The organism is Burkholderia sp. 22PA0099 (assembly GCF_047497165.1).
Lineage (GTDB): Bacteria > Pseudomonadota > Gammaproteobacteria > Burkholderiales > Burkholderiaceae > Burkholderia.
This window is the reverse complement of sequence record NZ_CP163164.1, coordinates 3,160,357-3,179,857: the sequence shown is the minus strand read 5'-3', so window position 1 is coordinate 3,179,857 and position 19,501 is coordinate 3,160,357. Positions and strand designations below refer to the sequence as shown.

Genomic DNA, 19,501 nt, shown 5'->3' with positions numbered 1-19,501 from the left:
ACAGGCACCGCGCCCCGTTTCACATTCACCGCGTAAACGTATCCCCAAGCACCACGCCCTCACGGCGCGGATCAGTCCCACCTTGCAGCAACGCCACGCCGTTCTGCTGAATCCGCAGCACGGTGTTCACGCCGCTGGCCTGCGCAGACGTCGACACGGTGTGACCCAGCGCCTTCAGCCCCACGAGCAGCGCATCGTTCGCACCGCCGTTGCTGGTGTCGACGTTCGGATGCTCGCCGCCGACCGTGGTGGTCGGGCTGTTGCTCGCGCCGAAATCGATCAGCCCGGCCGACTGCTGCGCGTCGAGGCCCCAGTCGAGCGTGCCGACCAGCGTCTTGAGCACGTACTGCGGGATCGTGCCGCCGCCCGGCGAGCCGGTCGCCATCAGGAAATCCCCCTTCGAGCCGTCCGCCGCGACCTTGAACACGATGGTCGGCGCCATCGAGCTGCGCGGGCGCTTGCCCGGCTGCACGCGGTTCGCCACCAGCGCGCCGCCGGTATCGGTGGGGCTGGCCGAGAAGTCGGTCAACTGGTTGTTGAGCAGGAAGCCGTGGGTCATGTGGAACGACCCCATGCTCGATTCGACCGTGGTGGTCGCGCTCAACACGCTGCCGTCGCCGTCGACGATGGTGAACTGGTTGGTGCCGTGCTCGATCAACGTGGTGTCCACGCCGAGCGGGATCGCGCCGAGGTCGCCGGGCAGCGCGGTGCCCATGCTCTTGGCGGTGCTGATCAGGGCCGCGCGCTGCTTCAGGTACGGCTTGTTCAGCATCGTGTCGGCGCTGCCGCCGGGCAGCGGGATGAAATCGGTGTCGGCCACGTACTTGTCGCGGTCGGCGTAGGCGAGCCGCTCGGCTTCGGTGATCAGGTGCACGGCCTGCACGCCCGGTTTGCCGCCCTCGAGATCGAGCGCCGTCGGCCCCATCGATTTCAGGTCGAAGTTCTCGAGGATGCCGAGCGCCGAGGCCACCGCGATGCCGCCCGAGGACGGCGGCGGCATGCCGCATACCCAATACGCGCCGCGATAGGTCGTGCAGATCGCGTCGCGGCGCTTGGCCTGATAGGCGGCGAGGTCGGCCAGCGTGGTCTTGCCCGGGGTGATCTTCGAGCCGTCCGCGCCGGTGGTGGTGGCGATCTTCGCGACGATGTCCTGTGCGATCGCACCCGTGTAAAGCGCGTTCGCGCCGTTTTGCGACATCTGCGTGAGCGCATCGGCATAGGCCGGGTTCTTCAGCACGGTGCCGAGCGCCTTCGGCGTGCCGTCGGCGTTCAGAAAGTAGGCGGCGGCCTCGGCGTCGCGCTTCAGGCTCGCGGTGTTGCCCGAGATCGCGGCGGCCAGCCGCCCGCCGATCGGGAAGCCGTTGGTGGCCAGCGAGATCGCATCGCCGAACAGGTCGCGCCATGGCAGCTTGCCGTGGTCGCGCTGCAGCAATTCGATCAGGCGCGGCACGCCGATGGTACCGATCGAGCGGCCGCTGGCGCGTGCGCTCGGCACCGGGACGGTCTGGTCGCTGGTGTCGTCCACGTAGCGCAGGTAGTTTTCTGTCGCGGCGGCGGGCGCGGTTTCACGGCCGTCGTAGGCTTGCAGCGTCTTGGCGCGGCCGTCGTAGTAGAGCAGCACGCCGCCCGACCCGAGCCCCGTGGCTTCCGGCACGGTCAGCCCGAGCACGGCCTGCACGGCCACCGCCGCGTCGGCCGCCGAGCCGCCCTTGCGCAGCACCGCACAGCCGGCCGCGCTCGCATAGGCGTTCGAGGTGGTGACCAGGTAGGTTTTCGCGACGATCGGCTTGAGCCCCTTGCGATAGCCCGAGGCCGGCTCCGGCAGCGACGGGTCACCGGGCTGGTTCGAGCCGACCACCGAGGTCGAGCCGCTGCTGTCGATCGCGAGGCAGGTGGTGTCGGTGGAAGTGGTTTGGGACGGCGCCGGCGCGGCGGTTTCGGTGTCGCCGCCGCAGGCGCTCATCAACGCGGCGGCCAACACGGCGGACACGTACGGCAGAAGTTTGGGAGGGGTCATCGGTTCGCGGTAGGAAATATCGTTGGAATGGCGCGTGTTCGCCGTGGCAATCGGCCTCACACGCGAATCGATCCTTACCGGAAATATTTCAATTTGCAATCGGGCAGTTTTCCGTATTCCAACATGGGCTTACGGATGCGACACGATTTTTGCGATGGCTTGGCCCGCCGCCGATAGATGAATGCGTGGCACCGCACGGTGCGCGTTTTGGCCTCGCGTTAAACGATGTTGAGCACTAAATATCGCGTGAATCCGGCAATGCAGTTTTGCAGGGCGGCTCATCTATGCGTGCAGGGGCCTCTGCGATACTGCCCGGCGTGTCCTGCCCTCGGCCCGCTGTCGCAAGCCGCCAGGCCACGCGCCGCTTCCGAGACACCCCGCCGCGGCGCCGCTCGACGCGATACCAATACACCCCCGTTCGAATCTCGCCATGTCCACATCCCGAATCCACGCAGAATCCCTGCGCTCGCTGGTGCGCACCGCCGATGAAGCCGCCGCGCTGATCGCCCCGAACATGACCGTCGCCATGAGCGGCTTCACCGGTTCCGGCTACCCGAAGGCCGTGCCGACCGCACTCGCCACGCGCATCTCGGCCGCGCACGCACGCGGCGAGGATTTCCGGATCAACGTGCTGACCGGCGCCTCCACCGCGCCCGAACTCGACGGCGCGCTGGCCAAGGCCGACGGCATCTCGATGCGCCTGCCGTATCAATCGGACCCGATCCTGCGCGAGAAGATCAACGCCGGCGAGCTCGACTATCAGGACATCCACCTGAGCCACGTCGCCCAATACGCGTGGTTCGGCCTGTTCGGCGAAATCGACGTGGCGGTGGTGGAGGTGGCCGGCATTCGCGAGGACGGCTTGTTGATTCCGTCCGCTTCGGTCGGCAACAACAAGACCTGGCTCGATCAGGCCAAGAAGGTGATCCTCGAAGTCAATTCGCGCCAGCCGCTCGGCCTCGACGGTATGCACGATATCTATTACGGCACCGCGCTGCCGCCGAACCGCAAGCCGATTCCGCTGGTGTCGGCCGACGACCGCATCGGCGAGCCGTACCTGCGTTGCGCGGCCGAGAAGATCATCGCGATCGTGGAAACCGACGCGCCCGACCGCAGCAACGCGTTCAACGCTCCGGACGACGCCTCGAAGCTGATCGCGAGCCACCTGATCGATTTCCTGCGCCACGAAATCGGCCGCGGCCGCCTGCCGGCCAACCTGCTGCCGCTGCAATCGGGCGTGGGCAACATCACGAACGCCGTGCTGGCCGGGCTGGGCGAGGGTGGCTTCACGAACCTGAGCGCCTACACCGAGGTCATTCAGGACGGCATGCTCGACCTGCTCGCGAACGGCACGCTGAGCTTCGCCTCGGCCACGGCGCTTTCGTTGAGCCCCGACGCCGTGAAGCGCTTCGCCGACGATATCGCGCTGTTCCGCTCGAAGATCCTGCTGCGCCCGCAGGAGATCAGCAATCACCCCGAACTCGTGCGCCGCCTCGGCTGCATCGCGATGAACGGGATGATCGAAGCCGATATCTACGGCAACGTGAATTCCACGCACGTGATGGGCACGAAGATCCAGAACGGCATTGGCGGTTCGGGCGACTTCGCGCGCAATGGTTATTTGTCCTGCTTCATGTCGGCCAGCACGGCCAAGGGCGGCACGATTTCTCGGATCGTGCCGATGGCCAGCCACGTGGACCACACCGAGCACGACGTGGGCGTGGTGGTGACCGAGCAGGGCCTGGCCGACGTGCGCGGGCTGTCGCCGCGCCAGCGCGCGCGCAAGATCATCGACACCTGCGCGCACCCGGATTTCCGCCCGATGCTGGCCGATTACTTCGAGCGCGCGAGCCGCGAGAGCTTCGGCAAGCACACGCCGCACTTGCTCGGCGAGGCGCTGTCGTGGCACGAGCGCTTCGTGCGCACCGGCACGATGAAGCCGTAAGGCTGGCAGACCGCCGGAACCCCGGGCGGACGGCGCAATGCCGTTCGCCAGCGGGCCGGCTCCATCGGCAAAAGGCCGCCGCGCAACCTGAAGGTTGCGGGCGGCCTTTGCGTTTATTCGCTGCCGGTTTCGAGCGCTTCGCCCGTTTCGTCTTCGGCACGCTGCGCGCCGCGATACGCCGTGACGTGACGCGCGTGCCGTGCCGGCTCACCAATCACGAACGCGCGCCGCCGCAACGCGCCGCTGCCGCGCGAGGCCGCGGCGGTGGCCGCCGAGATGCGCCAGCCGGCGCTCGGCTCAACGGGCCGCATGATGGGCCAGATGCTGGCGAATCAGCGCCAGGTAGTGATCGCCGACCGAGTGATCGGTGGCGGCGCGGCGCGCGGGCCGCTGGATCGTGACCGGCGGGCGCAGGCCGAGATAACGGCACAGTGCCGATACGTAAGGCTTACGCGTGCGCCCGAGCTGGTGGAGCGCCCGTGCGACGCGTTCGTCGCCGGCCTGGCTGCGCAGCCACGCAAGGATCTGGCGATCGGTATCGTTGACGATTCGAACCCGATGTTCCATTGCTCACCTCGATACTGGTTATCAGTACAGTGCTGTAAATATATCCAGTATTTTGAGGCGACACAACCCGGAACAAACGGGGGCGGATGAAACTGGCCGAACGGCCGATCCCGCACCCTCGGCGAGCCGCCCGAGCGCCGCGCAAAGCCTTGCCGCACGCGGCAAACCGCAGGTGCGGCAGCCCCGGGCGGTTGCCAATTCGGGCGGCACCTAATATCATTCGCGCGTTGCAAATAAGAATCATTATCGCGATGAGGCGCCGGCAAGGCGGCAGTAGGCCGGGCGGCGCGGCCGGCAAACGAGAGCGGTTCGCACCGGTCCGGCATCGCGGTAGGCTGTGCCGCAGGCCCGTTCGGCGGGCGTCGGCCGGCTCCTGTTCGCCGGCGTCGCCACCCACGCCGCGCCGGCTCGCATCACACACCCGAGGAACTACCGATGACTGGCGACAAGCGCGGCACCCCGCGCGAACATTACGGCGGCACCTTGCTGCAATTGCTTCGGCCGTACCTGCCGATCACGCTCGGCGCGACGCTGCTGGGCATCGCGGGCGGCCTTTGCACGGCCTGGCTGCTGTCGGTGATCAATGCCAGCCTGCATGCGCCGGGCGGCCTCGGCGAGAAAACCGCCGTTACCTTCGTCGCACTCTGCGTGATCACGCTGCTGTGCAACGGCATCGCCGGGATCGGCAACAGCGTGACGGGCCAGCGCATCATCGCCGCGCTGCGCAAGGACATTTCGGCGCGCATCGTGTGCGCGCCGGTGGCCGAGCTCGAACGCTACAAAACCCACCGTCTGCTCTCGACGCTGAACAGCGACGTGGAAACCGTCAGCGCGATGACCTTCAGCTTCCCGAACGTCGCTGTCGCAGCGGCGGTGGCGGCGGGCTGCGTGGCCTACATGCTGGTGCTGTCGGTGCCGCTGTTCCTGATCGCGCTGGTGGCGATCGTGATCGGCGCGTTGATCAACCAGTACGCCAGCCTCAAGTGGGGGCAGTACTACCGGGGCGTGCGCGGCGCGCAGGACGAGCTGCAGAAGCAATACCGCGCGATCACCGAGGGCGCGAAGGAGTTGCGCATCAACCGCGACCGCCGCCAGCGCGTGTTCGGCACGCGCCTGGCCGGCGCGGCCGACGAGGTGGCCGAACTGAAGATCAAGGCGATGCGGCTGTATTACGGCGCGAGCGCGTCGGTCACCACGCTGTTCTTCGTCGTGATCGGTGTGCTGCTGCTGTTGCAGCAGCGTCTGGGCGTGTCGCCGGAAGTGGTCAGCGGTTTCGTGATCGTGCTGCTCTACGTGCGCGGTCCGGTGGAAACGCTGGCAAGCAGCCTGCCGGCGTTGAGCCAGGCGCGCATCTCGTTCCAGCGCATCGCCGAACTGACGGCGCAATTCGCGAATCGCGAAGCGCGGCTGCTCGACGGCACGCCGCCCGCGCCGTTCGCCGACCTGCGCGAGATCGAACTGCGTCAGGCCGCCTGGGAATTCCCGCCGGTCGGCGGCCAGCCGCCGTTCCGGCTTGGGCCCATCGACCTGAAGATCGAACGCGGCGACATGGTGTTCGTGATCGGTGAAAACGGCAGCGGCAAGACCACGCTGATCAAGCTGCTGCTGGGGCTGTACGAAGCCGGGCAGGGCCAGTTGCTGCTGAACGGCGAGCCGGTGCCGGCCGAGCGCATGGATGCCTACCGCCAGCTCTATTCGGCGGTGTTCGCCGATTACCACCTGTTCGAGGATCTGGTGGTGCACGACGCGGCGCTGATCGCACGCGCGCAGGCCTACCTGGAGCAACTGGAGATCGCGCACAAGGTCAGGATCGAGAACGGCGTGTTCTCGACCATCGATCTGTCCACGGGCCAGCGCAAGCGGCTCGCGCTGGTGCACGCGATGCTCGAACAGCGCCCGGTGATGATGTTCGACGAATGGGCGGCCGACCAGGACCCGACGTTCCGCCGCGTGTTCTACACGGTGTTCCTGCCGGAACTGAAGCGCCAGGGCAAGACGCTGATCGTGGTGTCGCACGACGACCGTTATTTCCACGTCGCCGATCGCGTGATCCGTATTGAGCGCGGCCAGATCATCCAGTCGTCGAAGGGTTCGGAGTTCGTCTACGAGGATCGCGGCACGGCGGCCGAGCGCCTCGAAGGCGTGGCGGCCGTCGAAGGCGGCGCACGCGCGCACTGACCCAAGCGAAACGGCCCGCCGGGGTGACCGGGCGGGCCGTGGCTTTATGGTGCGAACCGGGCCGCGCCTGCGGCTCCGGTCATCAGTCGAAAACGATCAGATCGATGCGCGGCCGAGCCACTCGCGCACATGGTTCGCGCGCGACGGGCGCGGCGGCGGCGCATCCTGCGAGGCCGGCGTGCCGACCATCAGGAAGCCGAGCAGGCGGTCGGTCGGCTCGAAATCGAGCGCGAGCGGCAGCTTTGGATCGTAGGCGTCGTCGCCGGTGATCCAGAACGCGCCGTAGCCCAGTGCGTGGCAGGCGTTCAGCAGGTTCATGGTGGCAGCGCCCGTCGAGAGCAACTGTTCGACTTCCGGAATGCCCGCATCGTCGCGGATCGCCACGGCCACCGCGATGATCAGCGGCGCGGCCTGCGCGGCGTTGCCGCGTGCTTCGAGATCGGCCGGCGACAGTTGCGGCTCGCGGGCCGCGGCCAGCTCGATCAATACCTCGGCCAGCTCGATGCGAGCTTCGTCGCGGATCAGCGCGAAACGCCACGGACGCAGTTGCGCATGGTCGGGCGCGCGCATCGCGGTGTCGAGGATCAGGTCGAGTTCGTGGCCGCCCGGCGCGGGCTCGGTCAGGCCGTAGTGCGATTGACGCGACAGCAGCGTGTCGATGAAGGCAAGGCCGGGGTTCGATGCGGTGGTGTTCATGCTGGCTCCGTTGGGCAAGATCGCAACATGATGCGCAAGTGTTGCGATTTGTGCAAATGATTCTCATTCGCATTTTTGTCGGTTATTGTGGCGAGGGTGCGCGTGGCGCCATGCGCCGGCCGTTTCAGTGCGGGCGGCCGGTCATCTCCGAACCTTCGACAATTTGCCTATGCCGACGCAGGTACTCGAACAATTGCAGGGAGCAGGCCTGCGCGCGACCTTGCCGCGCGTGAAGGTGCTGGAATTCTTCGCGGCGGCCCGCCCGCGCCATGTCAGCGCCGAGGATGTGTATCGGCATCTGGTGGCCGAGAAGATCGATATCGGGCTCGCCACGGTGTACCGCGTGCTGTCGCAGTTCGTCGAGGCCGGCATCCTGACGAGCGGCACGCTCGATTCGAATCGTCATGTCTACGAACTGAACGACGGCAAGCGGCACGACCACATCATCTGCCTGAGCTGCGGCCAGGTGGACGAGTTTTCGGACCCGCTGATCGACGGCCGCGAGAAGGCGGCGGCCGACGCGCTCGGCTATCTGCTGACCGGCCATCACCTCGTGCTGCACGGCTATTGCGCGCAGTGCCGGCCGAAGCCGAGGCCGGTGCTGGCGGGCGAGGCCGCGTGGGACGGTGCGGACGATCTCGACGCGGCTCGGCACGAGTGATACGGCGCGGCTGGGACGGCGCGGCCGATAGGCACGACGGATTACGGCCCGCCACGAGCAATACGGCACGGCTGGGACGGTGCAGCCGACAGGCATGCCGGATCGCGACCCGGCACGATCAATACGGCACGGCTTGAGCGGTGCAGCCGATACGCCAACGCGGATACGGCACAGCTACTGCCGCCAGCCACGGCGCAGGCCGCGCGAATGCGACATCGTTGCGACCACAACGAAGCGCACGGCCTGCCCGCCGCGTCACCGCCGCGCCTCGCATGTCCGGCATGTCTGGCGAGGCACCACAACAATCGACGTCGATCGACGTGTTCCGAATCGGGGGTAGGGCGAAGTTGGCCGGTCCGGCGTTCCTTCACGGTGCGCCCGGGATCGACGGGATCGCGTTCGCATGCCGGCGCTTCGCAATCGACATCACCGGCTCCGGGCCGCATGTCGCGCGGCGAGGGCGTTGCGCGGCGGCTGGCTCCGAGCCTCAAGCAATGGATTGAACAGCATGGTGTTTTCAGTTTCGACGAAGTGGCGCGCAGCAGCCGGCCGATCCCGCCGGACGTGGCGCGCAGGCATCACGGCGCTTGCGGCGGCGGTCGGCCTTGCCGGTGCGCTGGGCCAGGCAGGGTGCGCCGCGCCGGGTTCGACCACGCCGCAGGCGGCCGCCTCAACCGCCTCAACCGCCCAGGCCGGCAAGGACACGGTGCTGATCCGGCGCACGGCCGATGGCATTCCACACATCGAGGCCGCCGACTGGCAGGCGCTCGGCTACGGATACGGCTACGCGCAGGCGAGCGACAACCTCTGCACGATGGCCGAGGCGTTCGTGACCTATCGCGGCGACCGCTCCCGGTATTTCGGCGCGAGCGCCAAGCCGGCCACGCGCTCCACGCTCGGCGCGCCGAGCAATCTCGATTCCGATTTCTTCTTCCGGCTGGTCGATTCGGCCGGCACCATCGAGCGCTACCGCCACAGCCAGCCCGACGCGCTGCAACGGATGATTCGCGGCTTCGCGGCCGGCTACGACCGCTATCTCGACGAAGTGCGCGCGGGCGATGCGCCGGGCCGGCATCTGGCCTGCCGCAACGCACCGTGGCTGTCGTCGATTACGGACGCCGACATCTATCGGCGCCTCTACGCGGCGAACCTGGCCGGCGGCGAGGCGCATTTCGTGTCGGCGATCGCGAGCGCGCATCCGCCCTCGGCCGACGCGCCGCTGCGTGCGGACGGCAGCACGCGCGCCAACCCGGCCAGCCACTCGACGAACGCGCATGCCGAGGTGGCCACGGCCAACCCGGCCAGCCACCCGCCCAGCGCGCATGCCGAGGCCGCCACGGCCAACCCGGCCAGCCACTCGACGAACGCGCACGCCGAGGCGGCCACGGCCAACCCGCCCAGCCACTCGACCAACGCGCATGCCGAGGCGGCCACCGCCAACCGGGCCAGCCACCCGACGAACACGCATGCCGATGCCGCCACCGCCAACTCGCTCGCCGCGCTCGATCCCGACGCGCTGCACGTCGGCGGCCATTACGGCATCGGCAGCAACGCGCTCGCGTTCGGTCGCGACGCCACGGGCGGCGCGTCGATCCTGTTCGGCAATCCGCACTGGTTCTGGAGCGGCCCGGACCGCTTCTATCAGGCGCAACTGACGATTCCCGGCAAGCTGAACGTGGGCGGCGCGTCGTTCCTCGGCGTGCCGGTGATCATGATCGGCTACAACGACGAGATCGCCTGGACCCACACCGTGTCCGGCGCGCGACGCTTCGGCCTGTTCCAGTTGAAGCTGGCCGCCGACGACCCCACCGCGTATTGGGTGGACGGCCAGCGCGAAACGATGCGCCGCGTGCCGCTGACGGTGTCGGTGCGCAAGCCCGACGGCACGCTGGCCACCGTCGCGCGCACGCTCTATGCGACGCGTTACGGGCCGGTGGTGGATCTCTCCGGGTGGTCGCCGAAGCTGGCCTGGACGCACACCCAGGCCTTCGCGATTCGCGACGCCAACAGCAGCAACGATCGCATCTTCCGCACCTTTCTCGATTTCGGCCGCGCGCGTTCGCTGCCCGATTTCATCGCCACGCAGAAGGCGTCCGCCGCGATGCCGTGGGTCAACACGCTGGCGATCGGCCGTCGCGATCCGCAAGTCTGGTTCGCCGATATCGGCAACGTGCCCGACGTGCCCGATGCGCTGGCCGACCGCTGCACGCCGCCGATCGGCAAGGCGGTGGACGCGAGGCTGCCCGGCGTGCCGTTCCTGGATGGTTCGCGCGGCGAATGCGACTGGCAGCGCAGCGGCGCGTCGGCGCAGGCCGGATCGCTGCCGGCTGCCGCGATGCCGGGCCTGCTGCGGCGCGATTTCGTCGCGAACATGAACAACAGCTACTGGCTCGCCAATCCTGCCGAGCCGCTGACGGGCTTCCCGCGCGTGATGGGCACAGGCGTCGCGCCGCTCGACATGCGCGCGCGGCTCGGGCTGGCGCTGGCCGAGCGCACCGCGCCGGGCGAAGAACTGCGGCCGGGTCAAGTGCGCACGCGGCTGACGGCAACCGACGTGCAACGCTTCACACTCGACGGCGACACGCTCGGCGCCACGCTGTTCAAGCGGCCGGTGCTCGATCGCGTGTGCGCGAGCGGGCGCTTGCGTGTGGACCGCGATCCGCTGACGGGGCAGGTGTTCCATCCGGCGCGCATGGCCGACACGGCCGAGGCCTGCCGCACGCTGCGCGCCTGGAACGGCGTGGCCGACCGCGACGCGCGCGGCGTTTATTTATGGGATCAGTTCTGGGCGCGCGCCGAGAAGATCGACGCGGCGAAGCTGTACGCGAAGCCGTTCGACCCGGCCGATCCGCAGAACACGCCGGCCGGCTTGCGCGCCGACGAACCGGCCGTCGCGCAGGCGTTCGGCGCGGCGATCCTGGCCGTGACCGACGCGGGCTACGCGCTCGACGCCACGCGCGGCGAAACGCTCTACCTGACGCGCAACGGCGAACCGGTGCCGTTGTACGGCGGCTGCGCGGGCGTCGGCTATTTCGCGTCGATCTGCGATTACGGCAAGCGCCGCGCGCGCGACCCGATCTCGGCCGACACGATCGGCGGCAACAGCTATCTGCAGGTGGTGACGTTCGGCGCGCAGGGCGCGGAGGCCCATACGCTGCTCGCGCATTCGGAATCGGACGATCCAGCGTCGCCGCACTTCGCCGACGGCACGCGCCGCTACGCCGAGCGGCGCTGGCTGCGCATGCCGTTCGAGGCGGGGGAGATCGCGGCGGACCCGGCGTTGACGGTGACGCGGTTGGTGATGCCGATCGAGCGCGATGGGGTGCACGAAAGCCAGGTCGGCCGATAGCGCAACGAAGGGCCGGCCGCGCGAGATGCGCAACCGGCCCGCCTCGCGGCCTAGATCACCAGCCGCGAATGCCCGATCCCGCCGCCTTTTTCCACGCGGATCTGCGTGGCGATGCGATCCTTGAGCCCCTCGACGTGGCTGATCACGCCGATCATCTTGCCGCTCGCATTCAACGCGTCGAGCGCATCGAGCGCAATCTCCAGCGTATCGGCGTCGAGCGTGCCGAAGCCTTCGTCGAGAAACACCGAATCGATCGAGGTCTTGTGGCTGACCAGGTCGGACAGCGCCAGCGCGAGCGCCAGGCTGACCAGGAAGCTCTCGCCCCCCGACAGCGTGCGCGTGTCGCGCGTGACGTCGGCCTGCCAGAGATCGACGATCTCCAGTTCGAGTTCGCCGCTGGCCTTGCGCCGCAGCAGGTAGCGCGCGTGCAGGCGGTCGAGATGGCGGTTCGCCAGCATCAGCAGATGGTCGAGCGTCAAACCCTGCGCGAACTTCCGGAACTTGTCGCCCCTGGCCGAGCCGATCAGCGCGTCGAGGTGCTGCCAGACGTCGGTGTCGCGCGCCTGCGCCTCGATCTGCGCGAACAGGGCCTGCTGGTTGCGGCGCAGCGTGTCGTCGCGGTTGAGCCGCTCGCGCTGGCCGCCCAGGTTGCCGTTCAGTTCGGCGGTTTGCGTGTTGATCGCCTCGATCTGCATGGTCAGTTCGTCGAGCGACAACTCCGATTGCGCCGATTGCGCGGTCAGCGCCGTCAGTTTCTCCTGTGCCGATTGCACCAGCGTTTGCGCGGTTTGCCGTGCCTGCTCGGCGGTTTGCTTCAGCGCTTGCAGGCGCTTGCGCTCGTCGGGCGGCAGCAGGGCGGCGAGGAACGCCGGCAGGTCGGCGAACGGGCTGGCGGCCAGCGCGGCGCGCCATTGCGTGTCGGCTTCGGTGAGCGTGGTGCGCTGCTGGGTCTGGAGGCCGTCGAGCTGGCCGATGCGGCCTTCCAGTTGGCTCAGTTCCTGGGTCAGCGTATCGATACGATTCGTGCAGGCCGACAGTGCCTGCGCGGGATCGCCGTCCGGCGCGGTATCGGCTTCTTCCTCGGATAAGGGCGTATCGGCGTCGCGATGCTGCGCTTCGAGCGCTTGCAGGCGCGCTTGCCAGTGTGTCAGCACCGCCGCTGCGGCCTCGCAGTGCGCGCGCTGCTCGATGCGGCCTTGCGTCAGCGTTTGCACGCGCTGCTGCGTGGTTTGCCACGCCTGCCATTCATCGACACGAGCGGCCAGCCAGGTTTCGGCCTCGGCGGGCAGCCCGGTGGCGTCGAACCCGGCTTCGACGATCGCGGCCACTCGCGCGGCATCGTCATGTTCCAGCGCGGTGCGTTGCGCCTTCAGCTCGTTGTCGATTTCGGTCTGGCGTTCGACGGTGCTCGCGATCGTCTGCTCGATGGCGGCCTGCAGCGTTCGGGCGCGGTGCCAGGCCTCGATGGATTCGGCGTCGGTCTTGCGCAGGCGTGCCAGCGTGTCCTCGGCTTCCTCGATGACGTTGAGCGTCTGCTTGAGTTGTGCCGACGCCCGATCGGCCGCCACGCGGCCCGCTTCGAGGCGGCCGGCATGTGCCCAATCGTCCGGGCCGATCGCTTCGCCGTCGAGCGTGGCCGCGAGTTCGCGCCAGTCGCGCAGGCCTTGATCGATCTGCGTGGCGAGCCGCGTCAGGCGTTCCTGCGATTGCTTCTGCGTCGCGCCTTGGGCCGCCAGTTCGCTGGTCAACGCGTTGATCTGCTGGTTGGCCGTGCGGATGTCCTCATCCAGCGCACGCAAGCTTCGCGCGGTGGCCGACACGTCGATCGCGCCATACGCGCCGATCGCCGGATGCGCGTGCGAGCCGCACAGCGGGCAGGCCTCGCCGGGCTGCAAGCGCTCTCGATGCTCGCTCAGGCTGCGGATGACCTGCTCCTGTTCGAGCAGCTTCTGCTTGTCGGCTGCTTGCTCCTTGAGCTTGGCGAGCGCGGTTTGCTGGCTGGTCAGGCGCGTGCCGTGGGCCGCGATGTCGGCGTCGAGCTGCTTCAGTTGCGCGACGAGCGCGTCGCGTTCGGTGGCGCGCTCGCGCAGGGCCGCCGCGCGCGTGTCGAGATCCTTCCACGCCGTGACGCTCTGATGCGCGGTTTGCCAGCGCTGCCGCCATTCGGGCAGCGAGCGGCCGTCGAGACGCGTTTGCTGCGCATCGTGCAGCGTCGCGATGCGCGCGGCCGAATCGGTGCGGGCCTTGTCGGCCAGCGCGACGGCTTCGGCCTGGCGCGTCAGCCTGGCACGTTCGTCCACGAGCTTGCGCGCGAGTTCGCCGGCAGCTTTCTCGCGTTGACCGATACCGGCCACGGCCTGCCCGCGATGCGCGAATTGCTGCCGCCAGATGCCGATCCGTTCGCCGAGCACGGCGTGATGGCGCAGCGCCTCGGCGCGTTCGTTCAACTGCTGGAGCTGGGCGTCGAGCGCGCCGAGCTTGCGCTGCGCGTCGTCGCTGACACGCGCGGCCAACCGCACCGCGAGCCGGTGTTCGGCGCCATGCCGGGCGGCGCGGGCCGTCTGGCGGGTGCGCTGTTCGGCCAGTTGCGCGACGGTTTGCCGGCAGGTGGCATCGGCCCGTTGCAGCGCGTCGTGCAACGGACGCAGCAGTTCGGCCGGCTCGCTCGCCGCCAGCCGCGCCAGTTCGTCGGCCGCCGCGTCGAGCGCGGCGACGGCCTTCTCCAGCCCGGCCTGAGCCTGCTGCGCGGCCTGTTGCGCCGCCGTCAGATCGACACGCCATTGGCGCTGCACCTGCAGCGTCTTCAGTTGCTTGCCGAGCGCGTCGAGCTGCACGGCCAGCGCCGTCATTTCGCGCTGCATCGCCTCGCGCTGCTCGGCGTTCAGCAGATCCATGCCGTCGGCCTGTGCGCGCAGGGTCTTGAGGATGTCGCGGGCTGCCGCCGCGCGTTCGTAGACGCGCCGCGAAATCTCGCCGTAGATCTCCGTGCCGGTCAATTCCTCCAGCAACTCGGCGCGGTCGTTCGACGGCGCGTTCAGGAACACGGCGAAGCCGCCCTGCGCCAGCAGCATCGAGCGCGTGAAGCGCGCGAAATCGAGCCGGGTGATCTCGGCCACCAGCCGCAGCTTCTCGGCGATCTGGCTGCTCAGGATGGTGCCGTCGCCTTTCGCCAGTTCGACCTTGGGCTGCTGGAGCGCGCCATCCACCTTGTTGCGCGCGCGATGCTGGCTCCAGAACGCCCGATAGACCTGGCCCTTCACCTCGAATTCGACTTCGGCGAAACAGTCGGACGTGTGGCGCGTCATGATGTCGTTGACCGACGCGGACACGGTCTTCAGGCGTGGTGTTTCGTGATACAGCGCCAGGCAGATCGCGTCGAGCAGCGTGGATTTGCCCGCGCCGGTCGGGCCGGTGATCGCGAACAGCCCGTGGTCGGAAAACGGCGGCTTGGTGAAATCGATGAACCATTCGCCCTTCAGCGAATTGAGGTTCTTCAGGCGCAGCGTGCGGATCTTCATGCGTCGTGCTCCCCGGTGGCGGCGACGATTTCCCGGTAGCGCTCGGTCAGCGACGCGCGCAGGTCGTCGGGCAGCGTTTCCTGGCCGAGGCGGCGCGCGAATACATCGAGCGGATCGAGTTCGTCGAGCGTGACGCCGGTTTCAGCCGTCAACTGCGCGGCCGTGTTGGTGCGCTCGCGGCGAATCCGCAGCACTTCGATCGGCAGGCCTTCCGCGAGCGCCTGGATGCGCGCGGGCAGATCGGACAGGTAGTCGTCCTCGGTCACGGTCACTTCCACCCACACCGGCTGCTCCGGCGTCGCGCCTTCGGCGAGGCGCGGCAGCGTGTCGGCCAGCGCTTTCAGGTTGCCGTTCAGCGTGGCCAGCCGCCGGAATACCGGCACCGGCACGGGCGTGACCGCGCGCAGCCCGGTGTCGTCGAGTTCGACCAGCAGCATTTCCTTTTGCTGGGCCGCCTCGTCGAAACTCAGCGCGATCGGCGAGCCGCTGTAGCGGATATGTTCCAGGCCGCCCACCTTCTGCGGACGATGGATATGCCCGAGCGCCAGGTAATCGACCGGCGGGAACGCCGCGGTCGGGAACGCCTCGAGCGTGCCGACGTAGATCTCGCGCACCGATTCGGTGGCGCTGGCGCCCACCGTCGTCAGATGGCCGGTGGCGATCAGCGGCAGGCGGCGGCCGGTTTCCTCGTGCAGCGCGTCGCGCACCGCCTCGGCCGCGTCGTAGCAGGCCTGGTAGTACGCCTGGATCGACGCCATCAATTGCTGGCGCTTCTCGTCGGCCGTTTGGCCGGCTTCGCTCAGGGTGACGTCGCGCGGGCGGATGAACGGGATCGCGCACACCACGCAGCCGGGCACGCCGGCCTTGTCGTCAGCCGTGCCGCGGCGCAGCGGCAGCACGCGCACCTGATCCTCGGGCACGTCGGCGTGCGGCACCACGGTGGCCGACAGGCGCGCGAGCAGGGCGCTGCTTTCGCGCAAGGTGGCGACCGAATCGTGATTGCCGCCGAGCAGCAGCAGCGCCACGCCGGCTTCGTGCATTCGTACCACGAGCTGGCTGTACAGCTCGCGCGCGTAGCTGGGCGGCGTGCCGGTGTCGAAGATATCGCCGGCGATGACGACGGCGTCGACGGCCAGTTCCTGGACGCGCAGCATGAGCCAGTCGATCAGCGCCTGATGTTCGGCTTGACGGCTCTTGCCCATGAAGCTCTGGCCCAGATGCCAATCGGAAGTGTGGAGAAGACGCATGACGATGAGTGAGGGCGGGGTGCCGACGGTGCACAGCGGCGATGGCCGCCGTGGGGAGGGCGGTTTGGCGAAAGCGCCTAGTATAAAGCGCCGCCTTCAATATCGAGATGGGATGGGGCGGGATGAGAGAGGGGTGCGCCGGCCGGAGTGGGCGGCCGGCGCACGAGGCCCGCAGGGAGCGCGGGCGGCTGAGGTGAATCCGGCGCGCGTCGAGTGATCGAACATCTCGAACGCCTCGAGCGCGGCTTGGAAGCGAGCCGCTTAGAAGCGGTGACGCACGCCGAACGTCGCGCCGACCTGATTGCCGGTGCTGGAAGCCGCAAGCAGGCCGCCAACCGACGCGGTGTTGTCGACCCGCACGCCCCGGCCGTTGTCGTACAGCGTGCCCGATGCATGCTGATAGACGGCGGCCAGATACACGTCGGTGCGCTTGCTCAGCGAGTAGTCGGCCGCGAGCGTGGCCGAGTGCCACTTCGGGCTGCCCGACGCCGAGCCGGCCCCGGACGTCTTGCCGAACGTGTAGGTGTAGCCGCCGAGCAGCGCGAGCGACGGCGCGAGCGCGTAGGTGCCGTTCAGTTCGACGTTGTCGAAACGGATGTCGTTCGGCACGCCGGCCAGACGGGAATCCTCGACTTTCGAGTGGGTCCACAGCACGCCGACGGTGGCCGGGCCGTACACGTAATGCGCACCGACGCCGAACGTGCGATGCACGCCGGCCGGGATCGAATCGTCGGCCGCGGCCCCGTTCGGGTTCGTCAGCGCGCTGTTGTTCGATTGGTCGTAGGCGGCCCCCACGCTGAGCGGGCCGTTCTCGTAGCCCGCGCCGACGCTCCATGCGCGGCCGTTCGAGAAGTTCGTATCGTTGCTGAAGCCGAACGAGCCGCCGAAGTGGAAGCCCGCGTAGTTGGCGCTTTCGAACTTCACGGCATTGGCCGTCGAACGCTGCGTGCTGAGGCTGTCGTTGTCGAGCGGATGCAGCGCGAGATTGACGCCCGAGGCGGTGCCCGACAGCGACAGCGGGGTCAGGTAATCGACGATCGAATCGAACTGGCGGCCCACGGTGAGCGTGCCGTAGACGTTGTCCTGCAGGCCCACGTAGGCCATCCGGTTGAAGCCCGATTCGTTGCGCGCGAACGCGCCGTTGCCGAGCGAGAACGCCGATTGCAAGCGGAAGATCGCCTTGCGACCGCCGCCGAGGTCTTCCGCGCCGCGCAGGCCGAAGTACGTGTTCGACAGCCCGCCGTTGTTCTGCAGCCATTGGTTGTGGCCGCCGGCGTTGTTGACGTAGAGCACGCCCGCATCGAGCGATCCGTACAGCGTGACGCTGCTCTGGGCATGCGCCACCGGGGCGAATGCGCCGGCCAGTGCGAGCGCGATCAAGGGATGAGTGAGCGTTTTCTTCATGCGGTACCTCTGGTGTGACGCGTGGGTGGGTGGATGGGCCGCGGCGGCCTCGTCGAGCGGGGGGCTGCGGAGCGATGAATATAGTGAAAGCGGTATCGGCCGCACTTGTCCTCGAATAAGCAATGCACGGTTCGTGTGCGGCATATCGCCCGGGCTTGCCAAAGCGCCGAAAAGCATTTCTTGATTGATTGGTTCGGCGCCCGGGCCCTTGCTGCTATCGTTTTTTGCTGCACGCGGCGCACCGGTTCGTCGATCTTCCGGTGGCGGGCCGCGCCCGTGGTTTCTTGTCCCGGAGATCCGATTTCATGACCCGACGCACCGGCCGGCTGAGTCTCGGCGCCTTCCTCTATCCCACCGGCCACCACATCGCGGCCTGGCGTCACCCCGACACGCAGGCGGACGCGGGCGTGGATTTCCGTCATTACGTCAAACTCGCGCAAACCGCGGAGGCCGCGAAATTCGACCTCGTGTTTCTGGCCGACGGCGTGGGCACGCGCGGCGACGATGTCGAATTCCTGAGCCGCACCGCGCACAGCTACAACGCGCAGTTCGAGCCGTTGACGCTGCTGTCGGCGCTGGCCGCCGTGACCGAGCGGATCGGCCTGGTGGGCACCGCGTCCACCAGCTTCAACGAGCCGTATCACGTGGCGCGCAAGTTCGCCTCGCTCGACCACATCAGCGGCGGGCGCGCGGGCTGGAACCTGGTCACGTCGTCGAACCGCCACGAGGCCGAGAACTTCAATCGCGACGAGCACATCGCGCACGCCGACCGTTACGAGCGCGCCGAGGAATTCGCCGACGTGGTGCGCGGCCTCTGGGATAGTTGGGACGACGATGCATTCGTGCGCGACAAGGCGTCGGGGCGCTTCTTCGATCCGGCCAAGCGCCATGTGCTGCGGCATCGCGGCAAGTTCTTCCAGGTGCGCGGGCCGCTGAACGTGGCGCGCGCGCCGCAGGGGCACCCGGTGGTGGTGCAGGCCGGCTCGTCGGACGCCGGGCGGCGGCTCGCGGCGCGCACGGCCGAGGTGATCTTCACGGCGCAGCAGACGCTCGACGACGCGGTGGCGTTCTACGCCGACGTGAAGGGCCGCATGGCCGAATGGGGCCGCCATCCCGACGAGCTGAAGATCATGCCGGGCGTGTTCCCGGTGGTGGGCCGCGACGAGAGCGAGGCGCGCGAGAAGTTCGAGGCGCTCCAGCAATTGATCGATCCGGTGGTGGGGCTCGCGCTGGTGTCGGGGTTGACGGGCGGCTTCGACCTGTCGCCCTATCCGTTCGACGGGCCGATTCCCGAGTTGCCGGAAACCAATGCGAGCAAGAGCCGCCAGGCGCTGACGCTCGATCTCGCGCGCCGCGAAAACCTGACGATCCGGCAACTGGCGCTGCGCGTGGCCGGTGCGCGCGGCCACTGGCAGTTGATCGGCACGCCGAAGCAGATCGCCGACGCGCTGGAGGAGCGCTTCGTCAACTATGGTGCGGACGGCTTCAACGTGATGGCGCCGACGCTGCCGGGCGGGCTGGAGGATTTCGTCACGCTGGTGCTGCCCGAATTGCGGCGGCGCGGCCTGTTCCGCGACGAATACGAAGGCACGACCTTGCGCCAGCATCTGGGGCTGGCGCGGCCGGCGCGCGTGGAACGGGTGAGCGAGCCAGGGGTGGTGGCGGCCTGAGCCAAGCCGATATTTTCCGGGTGCTGGCCCCGAACCGGCCCCGGAAAATGCCGATGGGTCGCCCACCCGCCACACCATCGAAACCGCCATCGCAGCGCCACCCTCGGTCACCGCAACAGACAATTCCTCGCTCCATACCCCTCCGCCCGAAAAGCAAACCCGAATCGCTTATTTGTCGTGGCGAAATCGACCGGCTCTAATAACGAACCGACACACCGCATGCGGTGGCGCCCCCCAACGCCGCCGCCT

Annotated in this window: 12 protein-coding genes; 5 read left to right on the top strand and 7 right to left on the bottom strand. The window is 68.3% G+C overall.

Annotated elements, in window-relative coordinates; translation table 11 throughout:
• Positions 1 to 25 precede the first annotated feature (25 nt).
• Positions 26 to 2,017 carry a gamma-glutamyltransferase family protein gene (locus tag AB4851_RS14030; RefSeq protein ID WP_414447708.1) on the bottom strand — a complete coding sequence of 664 codons (1,992 nt, stop codon included), beginning with the start codon at positions 2,015 to 2,017 and terminating at the stop codon, positions 26 to 28.
• Between the two features lie 430 nt (positions 2,018 to 2,447).
• Between AB4851_RS14030 and AB4851_RS14025 the strand changes: the two genes are divergently transcribed.
• A complete protein-coding gene (locus tag AB4851_RS14025; RefSeq protein ID WP_414447707.1) occupies positions 2,448 to 3,962 on the top strand; it encodes an acetyl-CoA hydrolase/transferase family protein in 1,515 nt (504 codons plus the stop codon).
• A 113-nt stretch (positions 3,963 to 4,075) separates the two neighbouring features.
• Here the strand turns inward: AB4851_RS14025 and AB4851_RS14020 are convergent, their stop codons facing one another.
• Both AB4851_RS14020 and AB4851_RS14015 read right to left on the bottom strand, forming a co-directional pair.
• Positions 4,076 to 4,273 carry a hypothetical protein gene (locus AB4851_RS14020; RefSeq protein WP_414447706.1) on the bottom strand — a complete coding sequence of 66 codons (198 nt, stop codon included), beginning with the start codon at positions 4,271 to 4,273 and terminating at the stop codon, positions 4,076 to 4,078.
• Positions 4,260 to 4,529, bottom strand: coding sequence for a hypothetical protein (locus AB4851_RS14015; RefSeq protein WP_414441842.1), 270 nt, complete (start codon positions 4,527 to 4,529; stop codon positions 4,260 to 4,262). Before AB4851_RS14015 ends, AB4851_RS14020 begins: the two co-directional genes overlap by 14 nt.
• 435 nt (positions 4,530 to 4,964) lie before the next feature.
• Here AB4851_RS14015 and AB4851_RS14010 point away from each other — a divergent pair, with 435 nt between their 5' ends.
• Positions 4,965 to 6,707, top strand: a complete 1,743-nt coding sequence (locus tag AB4851_RS14010; RefSeq protein WP_414447705.1) for a cyclic peptide export ABC transporter — start codon at positions 4,965 to 4,967, stop codon at positions 6,705 to 6,707.
• Positions 6,708 to 6,803: 96 nt separating this feature from the next.
• On the opposite strand, the gene AB4851_RS14005 is transcribed toward AB4851_RS14010, so the two are convergent.
• Positions 6,804 to 7,403 carry a nitroreductase gene (locus tag AB4851_RS14005; RefSeq protein ID WP_414447704.1) on the bottom strand — a complete coding sequence of 200 codons (600 nt, stop codon included), beginning with the start codon at positions 7,401 to 7,403 and terminating at the stop codon, positions 6,804 to 6,806.
• 169 nt (positions 7,404 to 7,572) lie between these two features.
• Here AB4851_RS14005 and AB4851_RS14000 point away from each other — a divergent pair, with 169 nt between their 5' ends.
• Positions 7,573 to 8,064: a Fur family transcriptional regulator gene (locus tag AB4851_RS14000; protein WP_414447703.1), complete on the top strand. Its 492-nt coding sequence runs from the start codon at positions 7,573 to 7,575 to the stop codon at positions 8,062 to 8,064.
• A gap of 508 nt (positions 8,065 to 8,572) precedes the next feature.
• The gene (locus AB4851_RS13995; protein ID WP_414447702.1) at positions 8,573 to 11,413 is read left to right on the top strand and encodes a penicillin acylase family protein; all 2,841 of its coding nucleotides are present in this window, start codon (positions 8,573 to 8,575) and stop codon (positions 11,411 to 11,413) included.
• Between the two features lie 50 nt (positions 11,414 to 11,463).
• Here the strand turns inward: AB4851_RS13995 and AB4851_RS13990 are convergent, their stop codons facing one another.
• The 3 genes from AB4851_RS13990 to AB4851_RS13980 form a co-directional block, all read right to left on the bottom strand.
• Positions 11,464 to 14,931: an AAA family ATPase gene (locus AB4851_RS13990; RefSeq protein ID WP_414447701.1), complete on the bottom strand. Its 3,468-nt coding sequence runs from the start codon at positions 14,929 to 14,931 to the stop codon at positions 11,464 to 11,466.
• Entirely contained in the window at positions 14,928 to 16,178 is a 1,251-nt protein-coding gene (sbcD, locus tag AB4851_RS13985) for an exonuclease subunit SbcD (RefSeq protein WP_414447700.1), read from the bottom strand. Before sbcD ends, AB4851_RS13990 begins: the two co-directional genes overlap by 4 nt.
• A gap of 261 nt (positions 16,179 to 16,439) precedes the next feature.
• On the bottom strand, positions 16,440 to 17,582 hold the full coding sequence (locus AB4851_RS13980) for a porin (protein WP_414447699.1): 1,143 nt from the start codon (positions 17,580 to 17,582) through the stop codon (positions 16,440 to 16,442).
• Positions 17,583 to 17,887: 305 nt separating this feature from the next.
• Here AB4851_RS13980 and AB4851_RS13975 point away from each other — a divergent pair, with 305 nt between their 5' ends.
• Positions 17,888 to 19,252 carry an LLM class flavin-dependent oxidoreductase gene (locus tag AB4851_RS13975; protein ID WP_414447698.1) on the top strand — a complete coding sequence of 455 codons (1,365 nt, stop codon included), beginning with the start codon at positions 17,888 to 17,890 and terminating at the stop codon, positions 19,250 to 19,252.
• Positions 19,253 to 19,501: the final 249 nt, after the last annotated feature.